At 41.4% G+C, this 16,394-nt stretch carries 15 protein-coding genes and 1 tRNA gene; 5 read left to right on the forward strand and 11 right to left on the reverse strand.

Translation table 11 applies throughout. The features are described from left to right. The first annotated feature begins 279 nt into the window (after positions 1-279). Positions 280-1,650, forward strand: coding sequence for an esterase-like activity of phytase family protein (locus FVA69_RS05555; RefSeq protein WP_109912075.1), 1,371 nt, complete (start codon positions 280-282; stop codon positions 1,648-1,650). Positions 1,651-1,776: 126 nt separating this feature from the next. Here FVA69_RS05555 and FVA69_RS05560 read toward each other — a convergent pair whose 3' ends face one another. The 5 genes from FVA69_RS05560 to ppiB form a co-directional block, all read right to left on the reverse strand. Then, the gene (locus FVA69_RS05560; RefSeq protein ID WP_004913552.1) at positions 1,777-3,015 is read right to left on the reverse strand and encodes an MFS transporter; all 1,239 of its coding nucleotides are present in this window, start codon (positions 3,013-3,015) and stop codon (positions 1,777-1,779) included. Between the two features lie 116 nt (positions 3,016-3,131). Continuing rightward, positions 3,132-4,214 carry a 5-(carboxyamino)imidazole ribonucleotide synthase gene (gene purK / locus FVA69_RS05565; RefSeq protein WP_109912076.1) on the reverse strand — a complete coding sequence of 361 codons (1,083 nt, stop codon included), beginning with the start codon at positions 4,212-4,214 and terminating at the stop codon, positions 3,132-3,134. Then, positions 4,214-4,729, reverse strand: a complete 516-nt coding sequence (purE, locus tag FVA69_RS05570) for a 5-(carboxyamino)imidazole ribonucleotide mutase (protein WP_004913545.1) — start codon at positions 4,727-4,729, stop codon at positions 4,214-4,216. Before purE ends, purK begins: the two co-directional genes overlap by 1 nt. A 157-nt stretch (positions 4,730-4,886) precedes the next feature. Beyond that, on the reverse strand, positions 4,887-5,612 hold the full coding sequence (gene lpxH, locus FVA69_RS05575; RefSeq protein ID WP_110732201.1) for a UDP-2,3-diacylglucosamine diphosphatase: 726 nt from the start codon (positions 5,610-5,612) through the stop codon (positions 4,887-4,889). A gap of 9 nt (positions 5,613-5,621) precedes the next feature. Then, positions 5,622-6,116, reverse strand: coding sequence for a peptidylprolyl isomerase B (gene ppiB / locus FVA69_RS05580; RefSeq protein ID WP_004913539.1), 495 nt, complete (start codon positions 6,114-6,116; stop codon positions 5,622-5,624). Positions 6,117-6,383: 267 nt separating this feature from the next. Here ppiB and cysS point away from each other — a divergent pair, with 267 nt between their 5' ends. Next, positions 6,384-7,772: a cysteine--tRNA ligase gene (gene cysS / locus FVA69_RS05585; RefSeq protein ID WP_123382355.1), complete on the forward strand. Its 1,389-nt coding sequence runs from the start codon at positions 6,384-6,386 to the stop codon at positions 7,770-7,772. A gap of 241 nt (positions 7,773-8,013) precedes the next feature. On the opposite strand, the gene fruA is transcribed toward cysS, so the two are convergent. From fruA to folD, 5 genes are all read right to left on the reverse strand, one after another. Next, complete coding sequence (gene fruA, locus FVA69_RS05590; RefSeq protein WP_164528514.1) at positions 8,014-9,708, reverse strand: PTS fructose transporter subunit IIBC; 1,695 nt, start codon at positions 9,706-9,708, stop codon at positions 8,014-8,016. A gap of 11 nt (positions 9,709-9,719) precedes the next feature. Beyond that, on the reverse strand, positions 9,720-10,664 hold the full coding sequence (fruK, locus tag FVA69_RS05595) for a 1-phosphofructokinase (protein ID WP_109912080.1): 945 nt from the start codon (positions 10,662-10,664) through the stop codon (positions 9,720-9,722). After that, positions 10,661-11,815 (reverse strand): fused PTS fructose transporter subunit IIA/HPr protein, encoded by a 1,155-nt coding sequence (fruB, locus tag FVA69_RS05600; protein ID WP_109912081.1) that lies wholly within the window; start codon positions 11,813-11,815, stop codon positions 10,661-10,663. The genes fruK and fruB overlap by 4 nt, the downstream gene beginning before the upstream one ends. Before the next feature lie 445 nt (positions 11,816-12,260). After that, positions 12,261-12,473 (reverse strand): ribosome-associated protein YbcJ, encoded by a 213-nt coding sequence (gene ybcJ, locus FVA69_RS05605; RefSeq protein WP_004913522.1) that lies wholly within the window; start codon positions 12,471-12,473, stop codon positions 12,261-12,263. Between the two features lie 18 nt (positions 12,474-12,491). Next, positions 12,492-13,349: a bifunctional methylenetetrahydrofolate dehydrogenase/methenyltetrahydrofolate cyclohydrolase FolD gene (folD, locus tag FVA69_RS05610; RefSeq protein WP_004913518.1), complete on the reverse strand. Its 858-nt coding sequence runs from the start codon at positions 13,347-13,349 to the stop codon at positions 12,492-12,494. Between the two features lie 187 nt (positions 13,350-13,536). Between folD and FVA69_RS05615 the strand changes: the two genes are divergently transcribed. From FVA69_RS05615 to FVA69_RS05625, 3 genes are all read left to right on the forward strand, one after another. After that, positions 13,537-13,613 (forward strand) — tRNA-Arg (locus tag FVA69_RS05615). 719 nt (positions 13,614-14,332) lie between these two features. Beyond that, entirely contained in the window at positions 14,333-15,142 is an 810-nt protein-coding gene (gene rhaS / locus FVA69_RS05620; protein ID WP_164528515.1) for an HTH-type transcriptional activator RhaS, read from the forward strand. Between the two features lie 42 nt (positions 15,143-15,184). Beyond that, entirely contained in the window at positions 15,185-16,042 is an 858-nt protein-coding gene (locus FVA69_RS05625; RefSeq protein ID WP_004913509.1) for a helix-turn-helix domain-containing protein, read from the forward strand. A 34-nt stretch (positions 16,043-16,076) separates the two neighbouring features. Here the strand turns inward: FVA69_RS05625 and rhaM are convergent, their stop codons facing one another. Continuing rightward, positions 16,077-16,391, reverse strand: coding sequence for an L-rhamnose mutarotase (gene rhaM, locus FVA69_RS05630; protein WP_117162772.1), 315 nt, complete (start codon positions 16,389-16,391; stop codon positions 16,077-16,079). Positions 16,392-16,394 lie beyond the last annotated feature (3 nt).

Genomic DNA, 16,394 nt, shown 5'->3' on the forward strand with positions numbered 1-16,394 from the left:
TCATACTTCGAGTTGCAGCGTTGTTGACTGCGTTCAGATAGCCGGATCATAGACTTATGTATGCTCATCGGTCTATCTTCGCTTGTCGCCTAGCTGTAACTCGAATTATTTAGAGTATGTGGTATTAGGGGAATACCTTGATACCCCTATTTATTGAATATTCTAAAAACAACCTGTTTTTCAGTAAAATAACTGTCTCCAATCCTTCATAAAAGCTTCATTCATCAACGTTATGATTCCGCCATCAATTATTGATAGCCTTAAAATGGAAACATAATAATGCAGAATAACTATTCTATTAAACGTAAACTGGGCTCGTTATCTTTATTGGCTAGTTTAATTTCATTTAGCATCACTGGGTTTGCTCAACAAGAAGTGCCAGCTACATTAGCGGGTCACTCCATTCTTCCGGTTAATTCCACTGTCGCTACACCTGAAAATGCACCTTCAGACATGCAAGTGAGTGGTAAATTTACCACAGGCGCTCGTGTAGATAGTTTAGGGAAAGTGGAAGGTAAATCTGCAGATCGCCCAACGGGAATGCACATTCCAATTAAAGGCCAACCACGTCAAGGGCACTCGGGTATCAAACGCATGGCGGATGGTACTTACTGGGTTTTAACTGATAATGGATTTGGCAACAAAGTAAACTCTCCTGACTCTATGTTGTATGTCACTCAATATGACATTGATTTTCAAACGGGTAATACGACACCATTAAAAACGGTTTTCTTCCATGATCCCGATAAAATTATCCCTTTTCATATTACGAATGAAAGTACAAAAGAACGCTATTTAACAGGCAGTGATTTTGATCCTGAAAGCTTTCAATTTGCGGATGGTGCTTTATGGGTTGGTGATGAGTTTGGTCCTTACTTAATCAAAATGGATTTGGATGGCAAGGTATTAGCCTTGTTTGAAACGCAAGTAGATGGAAAGAAAGTCGTTTCTCCTGACCACTACCAAATCACCACACCGGGCAAACCCACAGATAAAGTGACTTTCCAAGTCAACCGTTCGAAAGGTTTTGAAGGTATGGCATCATCGCCAGACGGTTCTAAGCTCTATCCAATGCTAGAAGGGGCGATTTGGCTTGATGACAAACAAGATTATGAAAATGTTGATGGCAAACGTGCAGCACGTATTCTTGAATTTGATGTAAAAAAACAAGATTGGACTGGCAGAAGTTGGTTATATGTCTTTGAAGATAACCAAAACGCCATTGGTGATTTTAATCTTATTGATGATACTCACGGCCTAATCATTGAGCGTGATAATGGTGAAGGTACAGCAGATAAAGCCTGCACGGCGGGAAGCAGTAATACTGAAAATTGTTTTAGTAATTTAGCTAAATTCAAGCGTGTTTATCGTATTGAATTTTCAGATAACAATATAGGCAAACCAGTAAATAAGCAGGCTTATATTGATTTAATGAATATCAAAGACCCGAACAATATGGCAAGAAAACCTTTAAATGACGGGGTGTTTACTTTCCCATTCTTTACCATAGAGAACGTTGATGTGGTTGATAGCGAACACATTATTGTTGGCAATGATAATAACTACCCGTTCTCATCCAGTCGTGAACCAAATAAAGCGGATGATAACGAATTTATCTTATTAAAAGTTCCTGAGCTGTTAAAACCATAATTGATTTTGCGCCACATTTTGATTTTTCCGGTGGCACAAATAAGCGGTATGTTTTGATCCAATATCTGGTCTTAAACTTGTTTTCCCTTTGGTTTTAATTTTTCCCGAGCTAAGCACTCGGGATTTTTATTTGTGATTGAGTGCAGGGGGCTTCATCATCAAGGTAAGACCTAAAATCACGACAACAGGCGCAGCAATAATCAAAAATGCAGGGGTGAAACTCCCTGTGAAATCTTTTATTGCACCAGCAATAAAAGGCGCTAAACAAGCAACGGTTGAAATTAAATTCACCACAGAGAATAGTTCTAGGTATGGGCCTCGGCCAAAATAATTTGAAAGCAAAACACTTGATGCCAAAAAAGTCATGCCGTAGCCAATGCCAACGCATAACACAAACAAGATTAGCCATAGCCATGAGGTGGCAATACTGAGGAAGATAACACCTAATACCATGGTAATTAGGCTACCAATTAATAGTTTCTTTGGTTCTAGCCATTCCCCAGCGGCTCCACCAATAAGTCTTGAGAATGCATTAACAAATGCCATTGTGCTTAACAATGAAACCGCCACGGTCAAGCCAAAACCACGCTCTTCAATATGGGCAACAGCAAAGCTATTAACGGTAATACCACACCATAAAAATGAGGTATAAGTTGCAGCAATTAAGTAAAACTGCCATGTACGTAGTGCTCTGCCGACTGTCCATACTTCTGGAGTGCGATAAATGGGTTTACTCGCATCACTCACTTGTTTTTGCATCACTTTTTTTGCGTGTTCTTGTTCTTGTTTACCTTCACGCAGCATAAAAATAGTGATTAACGTGACAATGCTCAGATAAACGGCGCATAGAACCCAATGCATACGCCAAGAGCCTAACTGGTTTGAGGCGTAAAAGTAAATCCAAGGGCCTGCAACGCCTCCCAAACCCCCGATGGTGAAATATAACCCAAAGGCAAGGGATTGCTTTTCAAATAGCCGTGAAAGTACGTAAGTCCCAGGAACTGTGGCGAGTAAGGTGAAACCAATACCAATTAATGCGGTGCCTAAAAAATAGGTGCTGATGGCTTGCGTGGAATAAAGGCTATAAAAACCCGCAACAAAGACACTAGTACCTAGCAATAAAGTGGCCCGTACACCGACTTTACGGATCAGTAGAGAAGGGAGAAAACTCGCAAGCCCGCAAGTTAAGCCCAGTAGCGTAAAACCAAATCCAGCCTCACTCCAACTCCATTTGAGCTCACTTATCATCTCAGGCAAAACCACACCAAGAGATGTAAAGGTGGTTGCAGTGGCTAAAAAATAAACCAGCCCTAATAGAACAAGAATGCACCACTGATAAAACGGACTAAAAGGCTGCGAGGACATATTGACTCCAGTAATGCCGCACACCTTAAATCAGGATATTTGTTTTCTGGATGACGGCGTAAATAGCATAATGCCCGAAAATAGGTTCGGGCATCGAATAGGGCTATTTTCCCTATTTATTGGTGAGAGTACCAGTCTAATTTTGCATTTGCCCACTCAATGCCACTTTTGTACTCATTTGGTAAAAGTGGAACTAAAGCAGCAAGTGTTGCAGACAATTGATTGCAGTCGCGATGAGAAAGGTTTAAATGGCCCACTTTCCGAGCAGGGCGCACCTCTTTTTCATACCAGTGAAGGTGAACTAGGGGGAAATTTAACCAGTTTATATTTACATCCGTACCAATTAAATTGACCATAACAGCAGGACTATACACTTCAGGTGATGGCATTGGCAGGTTTAAAATGGCACGTAGATGTAACTCAAATTGGCTAATGGATGCGCCATTTTGTGTCCAATGGCCGCTATTATGTACTCGAGGCGCAATTTCGTTAATCAGTAGGTTATTGCCCACGACAAAGCATTCCATTGCCATCACACCAATATAACCTAACTCATCCATGACCGCGCTGAGCATGGCTTGAGCTTGTTCCTGTTGCGGGTTAGTTGACTTAGGGAAGGCTACACTCGTTCGCAAAATACCTTCTTGGTGCAAATTATGAGTAATTGGGTAAAAAACGGATTTCCCCTCTGCATTTCGGGCCCCAATGACAGACACTTCCGCGTCAAAAGGGATGCCTTGTTCAACGATACATTCACCGTAAATTTCAGCGGGTAAGTCTTTTTCATCACCAGGGCGAACACGCCATTGACCACGCCCGTCGTAGCCGCCAGTTCTGCGTTTTACAATGAGGAAATCGCCTAAAGTTGCAAATAATTCAGGCCATTGTTCAGGGGATTCTAATAATGCCCAAGGTGCAGTGGAAAGTTGCAAACTATCAAATAAACTTTTTTGTGGGAACCTATCCGCTAAACGTGGAAAAATATCACGGTTAATAAAGGCATTATGGCGAGCTAATTCTTTTGTCAAAGGTGTTTCTGGCCAGCGTTCAATTTCAGCGGTGATGACGCTTTGCTGATAAGGAACGGCTTCCGGCTCTGCATCAAGCCCAACAGGAAAAACGGCGATACCTAATGGCTCACCCGCTTGACGCAGCATGCGACCTAGTTGGCCATTACCAAGCACACAAACGGGTTTCATTATGCTTCCCTCGGGTCTGGGTTGTTTAGCACATCATTGGTTTGTGCTTCACGCCACGCGGCAAGGCGGTTGAAAATAGCAGTATCACTTATTGCTAATACCTGAGCGGCTAACAGTGCTGCGTTTGCTGCACCTGCTTTACCGATTGCTAGTGTGCCGACAGGGATACCTTTAGGCATTTGAACGATGGAGTATAGGCTGTCGACACCACTGAGAGCAGCGCTTTGTACTGGTACACCAAAGACAGGTACTAAGGTTTTTGCAGCTAACATACCCGGTAGATGAGCGGCACCACCAGCGCCTGCAATAATCACATCAACCCCATTTTTTTTCGCATTTTCAGCAAAGGAAAATAATTTATCCGGGGTACGGTGCGCAGAGACGATTTCGACATGAAAAGGAATTTGGAGTTCATTTAATACATCAGCAGCGTGCTGCATTGTCGTCCAATCACTTTTCGAACCCATAACAATGGCGATTTTTGCCGCAGATTGAGCAGAAACTTGGGCAGTCATTTGGTGCTTTCCTGTAGTGAAAAAAACATGACCCTAAGATGGGGAAATTGAATTAAGGTGATCATATCACGGTAATGCAGTCAGGAAAACGTTTGCGTGATTAATAATTAAGCAAACGAGTCGTGTATGCGATGAGAAATTCTGGGGCTAATTAAAATTACTCGAATGGAAAGAAAATCAGTTCAATGCCTTGCTCGCTAATGACAAAAGCAGAACCTTCATAGTGCCATGCACCTAATACACCTCGATAATGCAATTCACCACCGATATTCACCTCATGAATAGCAGGGCGGTGAGTATGACCATGGATCATCCATTGCGCTTGGTGCCTTTGTAATGCATCAATAACGGCTTGCGAATTGACGTCCATAATCGACTCGGCTTTCATGCTGCTTGCATATTGGCTATTTTGTCGCATTTTTTGCGCGATACGGCGACGCACAAAGAGGGGGAGTAGCAGAAACAGCCGTTGGACCCAAGGTGTGTGAACTTTTTTACGGTAGTTTTGATAGGCGGCATCGTCTATACATAATGTATCACCATGCAAAATTAAAATACGTTTACCATAAAGTTCGAGCAATGTTTCTTGCGGTAATAGGGTCATGCCACACTGTTTCGCATAGCGTTTACCGATTAAAAAATCCCGATTTCCATGAATGAAATAACAGGGTATTCCGCGATCTGTAAGCTGTTTTAGTTCGTTGGCAACTTGTTGATGTAGCGGGTTGTTGTCATCATCGCCCACCCAATAATTGAAAAAATCGCCGAGAATATACAGGCTTTCGGCATGGATGGCTTGCTGTTGAATAAAGTTGATAAAACCGGCGGTGATCGCCGGTTCATCTTCACTTAAATGCAAATCTGCAATGATGTAAGTGGACATGCGTCAGGTTTACTCGCTGACAGTCACTTTTTCAATGATAACGTCTTCACGTGGAACGTCTTGGTGGAAACCGCTACGGCCAGTTGAGACACCTTTGATTTTGTCAACAACGTCCATACCTTCAACCACTTCAGCAAATACACAGTAACCCCAGCCATCTGGACGTTCTGAACGGAAGTTTAAGAAGTCGTTGTCAGCAACGTTGATAAAGAACTGTGCTGTTGCTGAATGAGGGTCGTTAGTACGAGCCATTGCTAAGGTACCACGGCTGTTTTTTAAACCGTTGTTAGCTTCGTTTTTGATAGGTGCTTTAGTGTTTTTTTGTTCCATGCCTGGCTCAAAACCACCGCCTTGGATCATGAAACCATTAATAACACGATGGAAAATGGTATTATTGTAAAAACCTTCACGGCAGTAAGTTAAAAAGTTTTCGACTGTAACGGGGGCTTTATCGTCAAACGTTTTGATAACAATATCACCGTGATTGGTATGAAATGTAACCATAATAGCTATCCTGAATAATTGTTTTTTGTGCGCTAACTTGCGAAAGCGTTGAGATCAGCACGTTTATATCACAGATAAAACCTGACTTGAAGCGGAAGGAAGCTTAGCGGGTAGTTTATAGCATAATAGGTGTGTATTAAACCTAATGAATAAACTGAAAAGGAAGCGGGGTAAACCCTTGCATTCTTAAGGTGATCGGGGTTCAATAACATGATATTTTATCGGTAGAAATCGATAATCATTTTTCAAATAAATGGAAAAGTTCAGATGCTACAAATTTTTAATACACTAAGTCGTCAAAAAGAAGAGTTTAAGCCCATCCACGCAGGGAAGATTGGGATGTATGTGTGTGGCATCACTATCTACGACTTGTGTCATATCGGCCACGGCCGTACATTTGTGGCATTTGATGCAATTAGCCGCTATTTACGTTATTTGGGTTACGACTTAAATTATGTGCGCAACGTCACCGATATTGACGATAAAATCATTAAACGTGCAGCAGAAAATAATGAAAGTGTCGAAGAGCTAACAACACGTATGTTGGCTGAAATGCATAAAGATTTCGATGCATTGAATATTTTACGCCCTGATAGCGAACCACGTGCAACGCGTCATATTGGTGAAATCATTGAATTAACCCAAAGCTTGATTGAGCGTGGACATGCTTATGTTGCTGCGAATGGCGATGTCATGTTTGAGGTGAAAACTGACCCAAATTATGGCCTGTTATCCCGTCAAGATTTAGAGCAGTTGCAAGCAGGTGCTCGCGTCGAAGTGGCTGATGTAAAACGTAATCCAATGGACTTCGTCTTGTGGAAAATGTCTAAAGAAGGCGAACCAAGCTGGGAATCCCCATGGGGCTTAGGCCGTCCAGGTTGGCACATTGAATGTTCGGCAATGAACAGTAAAACATTAGGCAACCATTTTGATATTCACGGTGGCGGCTCAGATTTAATGTTTCCACACCATGAAAATGAAATCGCACAATCTACCTGTGCTCATGATGGCCCTTATGTGAATTACTGGATGCACTCCGGTATGGTCATGGTTGATAGAGAGAAAATGTCTAAGTCTCTCAATAATTTCTTCACTATTCGTGACGTACTTGAGTATTACGATGCAGAAACAGTGCGTTATTTTCTGTTATCAGGCCATTATCGTAGCCAACTTAACTACACAGAAGAAAACTTGAAACAGGCGCGCACTGCGCTTGAGCGTATGTATACGGCATTGCGCGGTACCGATAAATCGGCAGTTCCTGCTGGTGGTGATGAATTTAAAGCACGTTTCATTGAGGCGATGAATGACGACTTTAACACACCAGAAGCTTATTCCGTGTTGTTTGACATGGTACGTGAAGTTAACCGTCTGAAATCAGAAGATATGTCAGCGGCTAATGCGATGGCGGCACAACTTCGTGAACTGGCTAGCGTTCTTGGTTTGTTAGAACAAGACCCAGAAAGTTTCTTAAAAGGCGGCGCACAGACTGAAGATGATGCGGAAGTGGCAAAAATCGAGGCATTAATTCAACAACGCCTAGATGCGCGTCAAAATAAAGATTGGGCGCAAGCAGATGCGGCTCGTGATGAGCTGACAGCTATGGGGGTTGTGCTTGAGGATGGGGCTACTGGTACTACGTGGCGTCGCAAATAATACGCGTCATATTTCGTGCTGTGGCGGTGTTGCCATCACTTGGCTACTTGGGTCACATACTTTTGTATGCTCCCCAAGTTATCCTTTCGAGTACTGATGGACTTAAAAAATCCTGCATATTTAAATGGTTAGGTATTGATATTTAACCGTTTTTTATTTTTAGTGTGAAATAAAAGCCCCCCAGTTAAGGGGGGAATAAGACTACCAACAGGGACTAGGAATGGAACTTAAATCTGAGCGATTAAGCGATACTTGCCATTTCTTGTTGAGCTTCTTTGGGCGTTGCTTTTTTGACAATGGCATAAAGCACACCAGAAACCACCGTACCAGCTACTATCGCGAATAAATACATCAATACATGATTAATAGCTCCGGGTATTAACAGCACAAATAAACCACCGTGAGGTGCCATCAACTGAATACCAAAGTACATGGATAGCGCCCCAGTTATTGCACCACCAATGATACAAACAGGAAGAACACGGATAGGGTCTTTGGCGGCAAACGGAATAGCACCTTCTGAAATAAAACATAAACCGAGAACAAAAGAGGCTTTACCTGCTTCGCGTTCAGCGGGAACAAATTTATGTCTCGCTATTAATGTGGCAATCCCCATTGCCAGTGGCGGCACCATACCTGCAGCCATAATCGCTGCCATTGGTGCGTAGGTTTGTGAACTTAATAGGCCGACACCAAAGGCGTAAGCAGCTTTGTTGACCGGGCCTCCCATATCCGTACACATCATGGCACCCAATATTGCACCTAAGATCACTGCATTGGTGGTTCCCATGGTATTTAGCCAGTTGGTTAACCAGTCCATCAACCACGCTACAGGGTGACCAATCACATAGATCATGGCTAAACCGGTAAATAAAGTCGAAATCAATGGCACGATTAAAATCGGTTTTAACGCTTCCATTGTTTGCGGTAATTTTAATCGAGTGCTAATAAAGTGAGCACTGTAGCCCGCAAGGAAACCGGAAATGATCCCGCCTAAAAAACCTGCACCTAAGGTGGTCGCAAGTACCCCACCGACTAAACCCGGGGTTAGCCCTGTTCTGTCAGCAATGGAATAGGCGATATAACCCGATAGTACAGGCACCATTAATGCAAGGGCTGTTTGCCCACCAATTAGGCTAAGCGCCCAGGCCAGAGAGCCTTCTACATTGGATGCATCTAAACCAAAAGCAAATGAAAGTGCAGTACACAATCCTCCTGCCACAACCATCGGGAGCATATAAGACACACCTGTGAGTAAGTGCTTATAGACTCCGCGTTTTTCGTTGGATTGGCTTGATTGTGATGAGTTTTTGCCATTTTGTGGCGAAAATGTACTCGCCTCCTTTATCGCTCTATCTAATTCCTGTGCTGTTTTCTTCAATGCTGCACTGGTAGAGGTGCGGTACATTGGCTTTCCCGCAAATTTATCCACATTGACTTCGATATCAGCAGCGACAATGACTAAATCAGCTTGTGCAATTTCTTCTGGTGTAATTTCATTTCCAACCCCTACAGAACCACGGGTTTCTACTTTGATATTCCAGCCTCGTTTTTTTGCTTCAGCTTCAAGTGCTTCTGCGGACATATAAGTGTGAGCAACCCCTGTAGGGCAAGCTGTAACGGCTAATATAGAGAAAGTTTTTGTGTGCTGCGGTTCGGCAATTTGTTGTTCACAAAGTGTGGCTTCATTAATTGCTGATGTCAGGAATTCAGCAGGTTGCCTAACAGCGACATCGGGGGGGCCGAAATAGATTTTTTTGTCTGCACAATTGAAATCTTCAGGCAACTGAGTGTCAAAACAAATCACAATATCAGCATCAGTAAGCTGTTCAGTGAAGGTGATATTTTGTAAGGCAGATACATTCTTTAAGGCATCGATGGCTAGCCAGCAAATAGCAGGGCCTTGCTGGTGGCTTGGAGCGATTAATATTTTCATGTTTTTCATCCTCATTGAGCCGTAAACGGTTGTAAGTCAACCTTTGTCATCATATGTGCAAGTTGCGCTCGGTCTGTGATACCGACATTGGGTTGGGAGACTGCAAGTGCAGAAATGGCAGTAGCTAAGCGTAGTGTGTGCTCACTTGTCTGCCTCATCATTAGCCCGTAAATTAACCCACCTACCATTGAGTCCCCTGCGCCAACGGTGCTGATAACGTCACATTCAGGTGGTTTAGCAAACCAAGCGCCTGATGAATTGACCCACATGGCACCTTTTTCGCCTAAAGAAACCACCACATGGGCAATACCTTGTTGGCGAAGTTGATTTGCGGCATCAACAATATCTTGATGAGTGGGAAGAGGTTTTCCTGCCCAAATTTCAAGTTCACGATGATTCGGTTTTACTAACCAAGGAGAAGCTTTGAGTCCAGCAACAAAAGCTTCACGGCTACTATCAAAAATGACACACATGCATTGTTCTCTAAGGCGTAACATCCATTGAGTAAAATCTTTTAAATCAACGCCTTGAGGTAAACTTCCACTGACGCAAATCATATCAAACTGACCCGCCCAGCTGAGTGAGTCGGTGACGAAACGTTGCCAATCCGCTTTAGTGACACTGAAGCCTGAAAAATTAAAATCGGTAACTGCACCGGTGTGCTCTGTCAGTTTTACATTGATACGGGTGCGGCCTTCGACAACCTGAAAGCGGTTAGCAATTCCTGTTTCGCTGAACGCTTTTTGGAAACCATCTTGGTTTTCTTTACCTAAAAAACCACCAACAGTGACATCAATTCCTAAGTTTTTAAGTACTTTGGCCACATTTATGCCTTTTCCAGCGGCATGAAGCCCAGCAGTTTTGACTAAATTCACATCACCTCTATGAATATCAGGTAAAAGCCCAACTAAATCATAGGCGGGGTTTAACGTGATAGTTGCGACTCTTCTGCTCATGCGATTTCTTCTCCAAGTCCTGAGTTAATTGCCTCGCCAATGGTAACGATAGCTTCTTGTGCATCTGTACCTTCTGCGTGAATTCGTAAACGGTGCCCACATTTAGCGCCTAAACTGACGATTTTCATTAAGCTGCGACCATTTACGGGAGTCGCAGTACCATCAAGATTACTCACAGTAATAGTGCTTTCGAACTGCTTAATGGTGGTGACTAGCTGGGTGCTCGGGCGCGTATGTAGCCCATGTGGATTAAGAACGGTGAAGTCCTGAGTGATTACGGATGTACTTGATGATTCACTTTCCGTGTGTGAATCTTCACTACGCAATAAATTAATTAAATTGTTAACGTTACCATTGTTGTTAATTAGATTTAATTCTTTATTTTTCAATAAATTATTTATTTTAAGTAAAAAAGTTTCTATCTGATAATTAGCGTAAGAGAGAGTGATTAGGGCATTGACTGGGTTACCTTGAAAGCTAAATGTTTTTTTTACGGTCGTTATCGCAATCGCATTCTGAATATTTCCAATAGGGCTATCACTTAACCAAATACCTTGACCTAAATACGAAGGTGTTTGGGTGAGAACTTGGGTAATAAAGTCAGTACTAACAGCTTGGGCGTTTTGTAAGTTAATAATATTCTGTATTTTTAATGTGTTTATATTATCAACTTGAGCACTAACAGTGACCATTGAGTCATCAAGTTTCACTGGTTGAGTTTGGCGTTCACCCATTAGAAGTTGCTTTAAGGCTTCAGGGGTGTCAGCTTTGGCCATCGCGTCAGCTGTGTGCTCATCACTGATAATGTGGGTTAACTGGCGAAGTAATTCGAGATGTTCATTGGATTGAGCCGCAATGCCAATAACAATATAAGCAGTTTGGTTATCACCCCAGTCAATACCATTAGGGAATTGGAAAACAGCAAAACCTGTTTTCAACACTTGGTCTCGTGTCTGCGTTGTCCCGTGTGGGATTGCGATACCATTACCCAAAAAGGTGGGAGCTTGGGTTTCTCGGTTAAGCATTCCTTGTGCGTAACCGCTTTTTGCATAACCTGCATTTTCGAGAGCCTTAGCGACTTGTTCTATTGCATTTTTTTTATCAGATGCAGCAGCTGCAAGGTGGATATCGCTTATTGGTAAGTTAAACATAATTTCTCCTGATTATTATTTATTGCCGGATCAGCCAGAAGACTTGCAAGCGGATCTGATTGTTTGTTAATCATGTTATCGTTAACAAGGTTAGCTGAATCGTTTAGTCTTGTCTATGTCGCTAAGGTACGAAATACAAAAAATGAGAGCTAAGTTAAATTTTTTAAGGGGAGGAACTGAGTGTTTTTTATCTGCCTTATGACAAAGCTGAAGTAATTGCTGAAGCTTTTTGTTTTTGTAAACCAATAAGTTAAATTATCAATATGCTTGGTTATTTGAATGTTTAATACACTAAATATGGCTAAAGAAAAAATCTTCTAAAACCTCAAAAGAGCTTTGGTCGTTTTACAATAAATCGGATTATTTTGAACAAAGGGGGAAAGGGAGGTGGTTATTTATTATGCAAAGAGAGGTAAGCTGAAATTTTTCAGCTTACCTAAATGTATTATTCTACAACTTTAATTTTTTGGCTGCCCATTGAAACGATTTTACCCGCGACAATTTTACAGCGTTTACGTGTTTCGACCACACCATCAACTTCAACTAAGCCATCTGCAATCATGGCTTTTGCCATTGCACCGCTTTCCGCCCAGCCTTCAATTTTTAGCAAATCACACAGTTCGACGTGTGGGTGCCCATTTAAATTGAATATATCCATGATTACTCCAAAATTACATTAAATATCGTGGTACTCTTCACATGCTTGAAGGGTGTTTTGAATTAAAGTCGCAACGGTCATTGGGCCAACACCACCAGGCACTGGGGTGATCCAAGCTGCGTTTTTCGCGGCTTCGTCAAAATCGACATCTCCTGTGACTTTGCCGCTATCTAAGCGGTTGATACCGACATCGACCACAATCGCGCCAGGTTTAATCCATTCACCAGGAATAAAATTGGGTTTCCCCACTGCGACAACAACTAAATCAGCATGGCGAACGTGGTGTTCTAAATCTTTGGTAAAGCGATGCGTTACTGTTGTAGTGCAACCCGCTAGCAGAAGCTCTAAGCTCATTGGACGACCAACAATATTGGATGCGCCAATAATTACAGCGTTTAAACCATAAGTGTTGATACCGCAGCGCTCAAGTAGAGTAACAATTCCTTTAGGGGTGCATGGGCGAAGGCGCGGCGCACGTTGGCACAAGCGACCGACATTATACGGATGAAAACCATCAACATCTTTGTCTGGATGAATACGCTCAATGACTTTGACGTTATCAATCCCCGCAGGTAATGGTAGTTGAACTAAAATTCCATCAATTTCAGTATCTTGATTTAAGTCATCAATCAGTTTGAGTAATTCAGCTTCTGTTGTTGTATCTGGCAAATCATAAGAACGTGAAATAAAACCGACTTCTTCACAAGCACGGCGTTTGCTGCCGACATAGATTTGTGACGCGGGGTTAGCGCCAACTAAAATCACAGCAAGCCCAGGGGCGCGTTTTCCTTGTTCTAAACGTAATTGTACTTTTTGAGCAACTTCTTGCCTAATTGTCTGCGCAATCGTTTTCCCATCAATAATTTTTGCTAACATCTGTAACTTAATCCATATATGAGACACGGTAATGACTCTATTTTGTCAGAAGTTAAGGTCATTGTCAGTTCAAACTATTACATAAAATGAGCATATAGTTATTTTAGTAGCGAAAAGCCATTGACTCAGCGCGCAGCAACCGTATAATTCAACGCCATCAGCCAGATAGGCTGCCCGCATTATCAATGCGCCCTTAGCTCAGTTGGATAGAGCAACGGCCTTCTAAGCCGTAGGTCACAGGTTCGAATCCTGTAGGGCGTACCATTTCGAAGTCAATGGACATCAATCGATGTCTTTTTTTATGCCTAAAATTCAGTGGATTAGCTGGTTTTTACCTTATAGTCTTCCCAAGTAGCCCTCATGAATACCTACAAACTATTTTTCTATCAGATTAACTTTCTTATAAATGTACTAAGCTCGACCAGTTTGATAGAAATCGATTCTGATAATACGATATGGGCGTTTCATTTAAATAGGAATTGATAGATGAAATTAAGTACTCAGACCGCGGATCAAAAATACGTACCTCTCATGTAGTTTCTTTAAAATCGAAAAATCATTGTGATAGTAAAGCAGACTTATCCATTTGGCGGTAATAATGAACCGATCTTTATCGGGAGCCATAGATCCAGAAACTAATAAGTGAAAACATAAGGTTATGTTTACATTCGATAACAGTTTATTGATAACCAATCCTATTTTTATAAGCCAGAGAGTTAAAATACCTGAAAATTGCCTTCTCTTACAAAACAGTAATCTTAGATGAAGTAGCTTTGGTGTATTCAATGTCACATTTCGCACATTTATTCGATGAACTCTTGAAAATATTGCCAATAACAAGTGATTGCTTGGCAGTAATTTCAAGGTGATTTTGGATAAGATCACTAGAATGAAAGGGTAGGGGTATTTACGGTAAATGGAATATCGCGACATAAACCCAACAGTGAATATACAGGTGAGGAGTACTTATTGGGAGATCTTTCATGAAACTCTATAGCGAAGATTTTTTTATCACACCACAGCAGCACATTGCGGTTGAACCAAGGGTACCTCAGCCTATTTTTCCTGAGCATACACATGATTTTAGTGAGATTTTTTTGGTGACTCAAGGCGTTGGCCTGCATGTACTTAATGGGCGGCCTTATACATTATGCCCAGGTATGGTGTGTTACATTAAATCCAGCGATTATCACTTATTTGATAATGTCTCTAACCTCAATTTAACTAATGTGTTATATCGTTCAGACTCTGCCTTTACTTATATAAACAATATCAGTCATTTTTTTCCTGCCGACACTGAAAAAAACATTTCCCATTGGCTATTAAATAAAGAGCATTGCAATAAAGCGCAACAGCTTATTGATAAACTTAACGAAAGTGATGGTTCTGACCCTGCTTATACTGAAAGTTTGTTCTTACAGTTAATTATGAACTTGCAAGAGGGACGTTATAACCACGTAGGTGAGGGGAATAATGAACAGCGTATTATTCAGATGTTACGATGGTTGAATGCAAACTTTATGGAAGAAATTGATTGGGAAAGTTTAACCACTCAGTTTTCGGTTTCGCTGCGTACTTTTCATCGATATATGAAAAATAATTTAGGCATATCGCCACAAAATTATTTAATAAAATTAAGGCTATCTGAAGCATATTATCAAATCCGTTTTTCAGAGAAAACTATTACAGATATTGCGCTGGAAAGTGGTTTTAATGATAGTGCGTATTTTTCAACGCGTTTTAAGAGCGAGTATAATTTCACACCTCGTGACCTGCGTCATTGCAGTAATTAACAAAGATCGCCATGATCATCTTTACACTTTTTTGAGGTGACCATGATACAAAAAATTATCACTCTCAACAGCAGCGATTATTTTATTCGAACTGAAAATACCGTGACGGTAGAAAAACGGAATTCTCAGGAAGATTTTATTATTCATAGCCATGATTTTAATGAGTTTGTGATTGTTTTTTCCGGGAATGGCTTACACCATTGGAATGGTGATGATTACCCGATTACGTGTGGTGATCTGTTTTATATTAACGCAGAGGATCGTCATGGCTATCACTCTGTAAATAATTTAAAACTGGTAAATATATTATATAAGCCTAATGAGTTTTTGATTCAACAATCTATTGAAAAGTATGTGCCATTAGGCCATCAGCCAGCAATATCTAGGCATTGGAAGCTACCGCCTTCGAGTTTACCAACATTAACGCCAATTATTGAAAAAATAGCATCAGAATGCCAAAAGCCTGATATTCCATCGATTCATCTTTGTGAAGGGTTATTCTTACAACTGGCAATTTATATTTACCGTTTAAGGTATCAGCCTGACCAAGCGCCAATAAGCTTATTACATCAAATGGATCAGCTAATAAACTGTTTAAATTTAAGTATAAATACACCATTTTCATTAGATAATTTTGCTCAGGAACACCAGTTGTCCGCGCGTTCATTACAGCGTTTGTTCAAGTCGAAAACAGGAATGACGGTAATGGAATATCTGCAACAATTACGTCTGTGCCAAGCGACATTATTATTACGTAGTACTTCATTGTCTATCAGTGAAATCGCGGGGCAATGTGGCTATGAGGATAGTAATTATTTTTCGAGTGTTTTCCATAGAAAAATGAATATGACCGCAAGCGCATATCGACGCTGTTTTTTACAGAAAAATAAATTGAGGTAAGTGCTAGCCAAAGACTAGCACTGTCTGGGGGATATTAGTCTAAATAAAATACCGATCTTAACTCATCACTGATAGGGCTGTTGTCAGGGTTTGATGGCATAATATCCGACATATACCTCCACCATTTTTGGCATACTTCTGTTTGTGCAACGCTATCCCAGCGTTCTTGTGATTCAATTTCCACATAGGCGAACAATAAATTTCGATTGTTATCTAAGAAAATAGAATAGTGATGTGCACCGTGTTCTTTGAGTGTAAGCACTAATTCAGGCCAAATTTCATCGTGTCGGCGCTGGTATTCTTGGTGAGCGTTAGGAGCAACTTGCATCACAAATGCTTTTTTTATCATGAT

Origin of the sequence: Providencia sp. PROV004, from assembly GCF_011045615.1 — a bacterium.
GTDB lineage: Bacteria > Pseudomonadota > Gammaproteobacteria > Enterobacterales > Enterobacteriaceae > Providencia > Providencia rettgeri.

Bases quoted from the DNA above. Each gene is read 5' to 3' on its own strand.
- FVA69_RS05555 (WP_109912075.1), top strand. From the start codon at position 280: ATGCAGAATAACTATTCTATTAAACGTAAACTGGGCTCGTTATCTTTA.
- FVA69_RS05560 (WP_004913552.1), bottom strand. From the start codon at position 3,015: ATGTCCTCGCAGCCTTTTAGTCCGTTTTATCAGTGGTGCATTCTTGTT.
- purK (WP_109912076.1), bottom strand. From the start codon at position 4,214: ATGAAACCCGTTTGTGTGCTTGGTAATGGCCAACTAGGTCGCATGCTG.
- purE (WP_004913545.1), bottom strand. From the start codon at position 4,729: ATGACTGCCCAAGTTTCTGCTCAATCTGCGGCAAAAATCGCCATTGTT.
- lpxH (WP_110732201.1), bottom strand. From the start codon at position 5,612: ATGTCCACTTACATCATTGCAGATTTGCATTTAAGTGAAGATGAACCG.
- ppiB (WP_004913539.1), bottom strand. From the start codon at position 6,116: ATGGTTACATTTCATACCAATCACGGTGATATTGTTATCAAAACGTTT.
- cysS (WP_123382355.1), top strand. From the start codon at position 6,384: ATGCTACAAATTTTTAATACACTAAGTCGTCAAAAAGAAGAGTTTAAG.
- fruA (WP_164528514.1), bottom strand. From the start codon at position 9,708: ATGAAAATATTAATCGCTCCAAGCCACCAGCAAGGCCCTGCTATTTGC.
- fruK (WP_109912080.1), bottom strand. From the start codon at position 10,664: ATGAGCAGAAGAGTCGCAACTATCACGTTAAACCCCGCCTATGATTTA.
- fruB (WP_109912081.1), bottom strand. From the start codon at position 11,815: ATGTTTAACTTACCAATAAGCGATATCCACCTTGCAGCTGCTGCATCT.
- ybcJ (WP_004913522.1), bottom strand. From the start codon at position 12,473: ATGGATATATTCAATTTAAATGGGCACCCACACGTCGAACTGTGTGAT.
- folD (WP_004913518.1), bottom strand. From the start codon at position 13,349: ATGTTAGCAAAAATTATTGATGGGAAAACGATTGCGCAGACAATTAGG.
- rhaS (WP_164528515.1), top strand. From the start codon at position 14,333: ATGAAACTCTATAGCGAAGATTTTTTTATCACACCACAGCAGCACATT.
- FVA69_RS05625 (WP_004913509.1), top strand. From the start codon at position 15,185: ATGATACAAAAAATTATCACTCTCAACAGCAGCGATTATTTTATTCGA.
- rhaM (WP_117162772.1), bottom strand. From the start codon at position 16,391: ATGATAAAAAAAGCATTTGTGATGCAAGTTGCTCCTAACGCTCACCAA.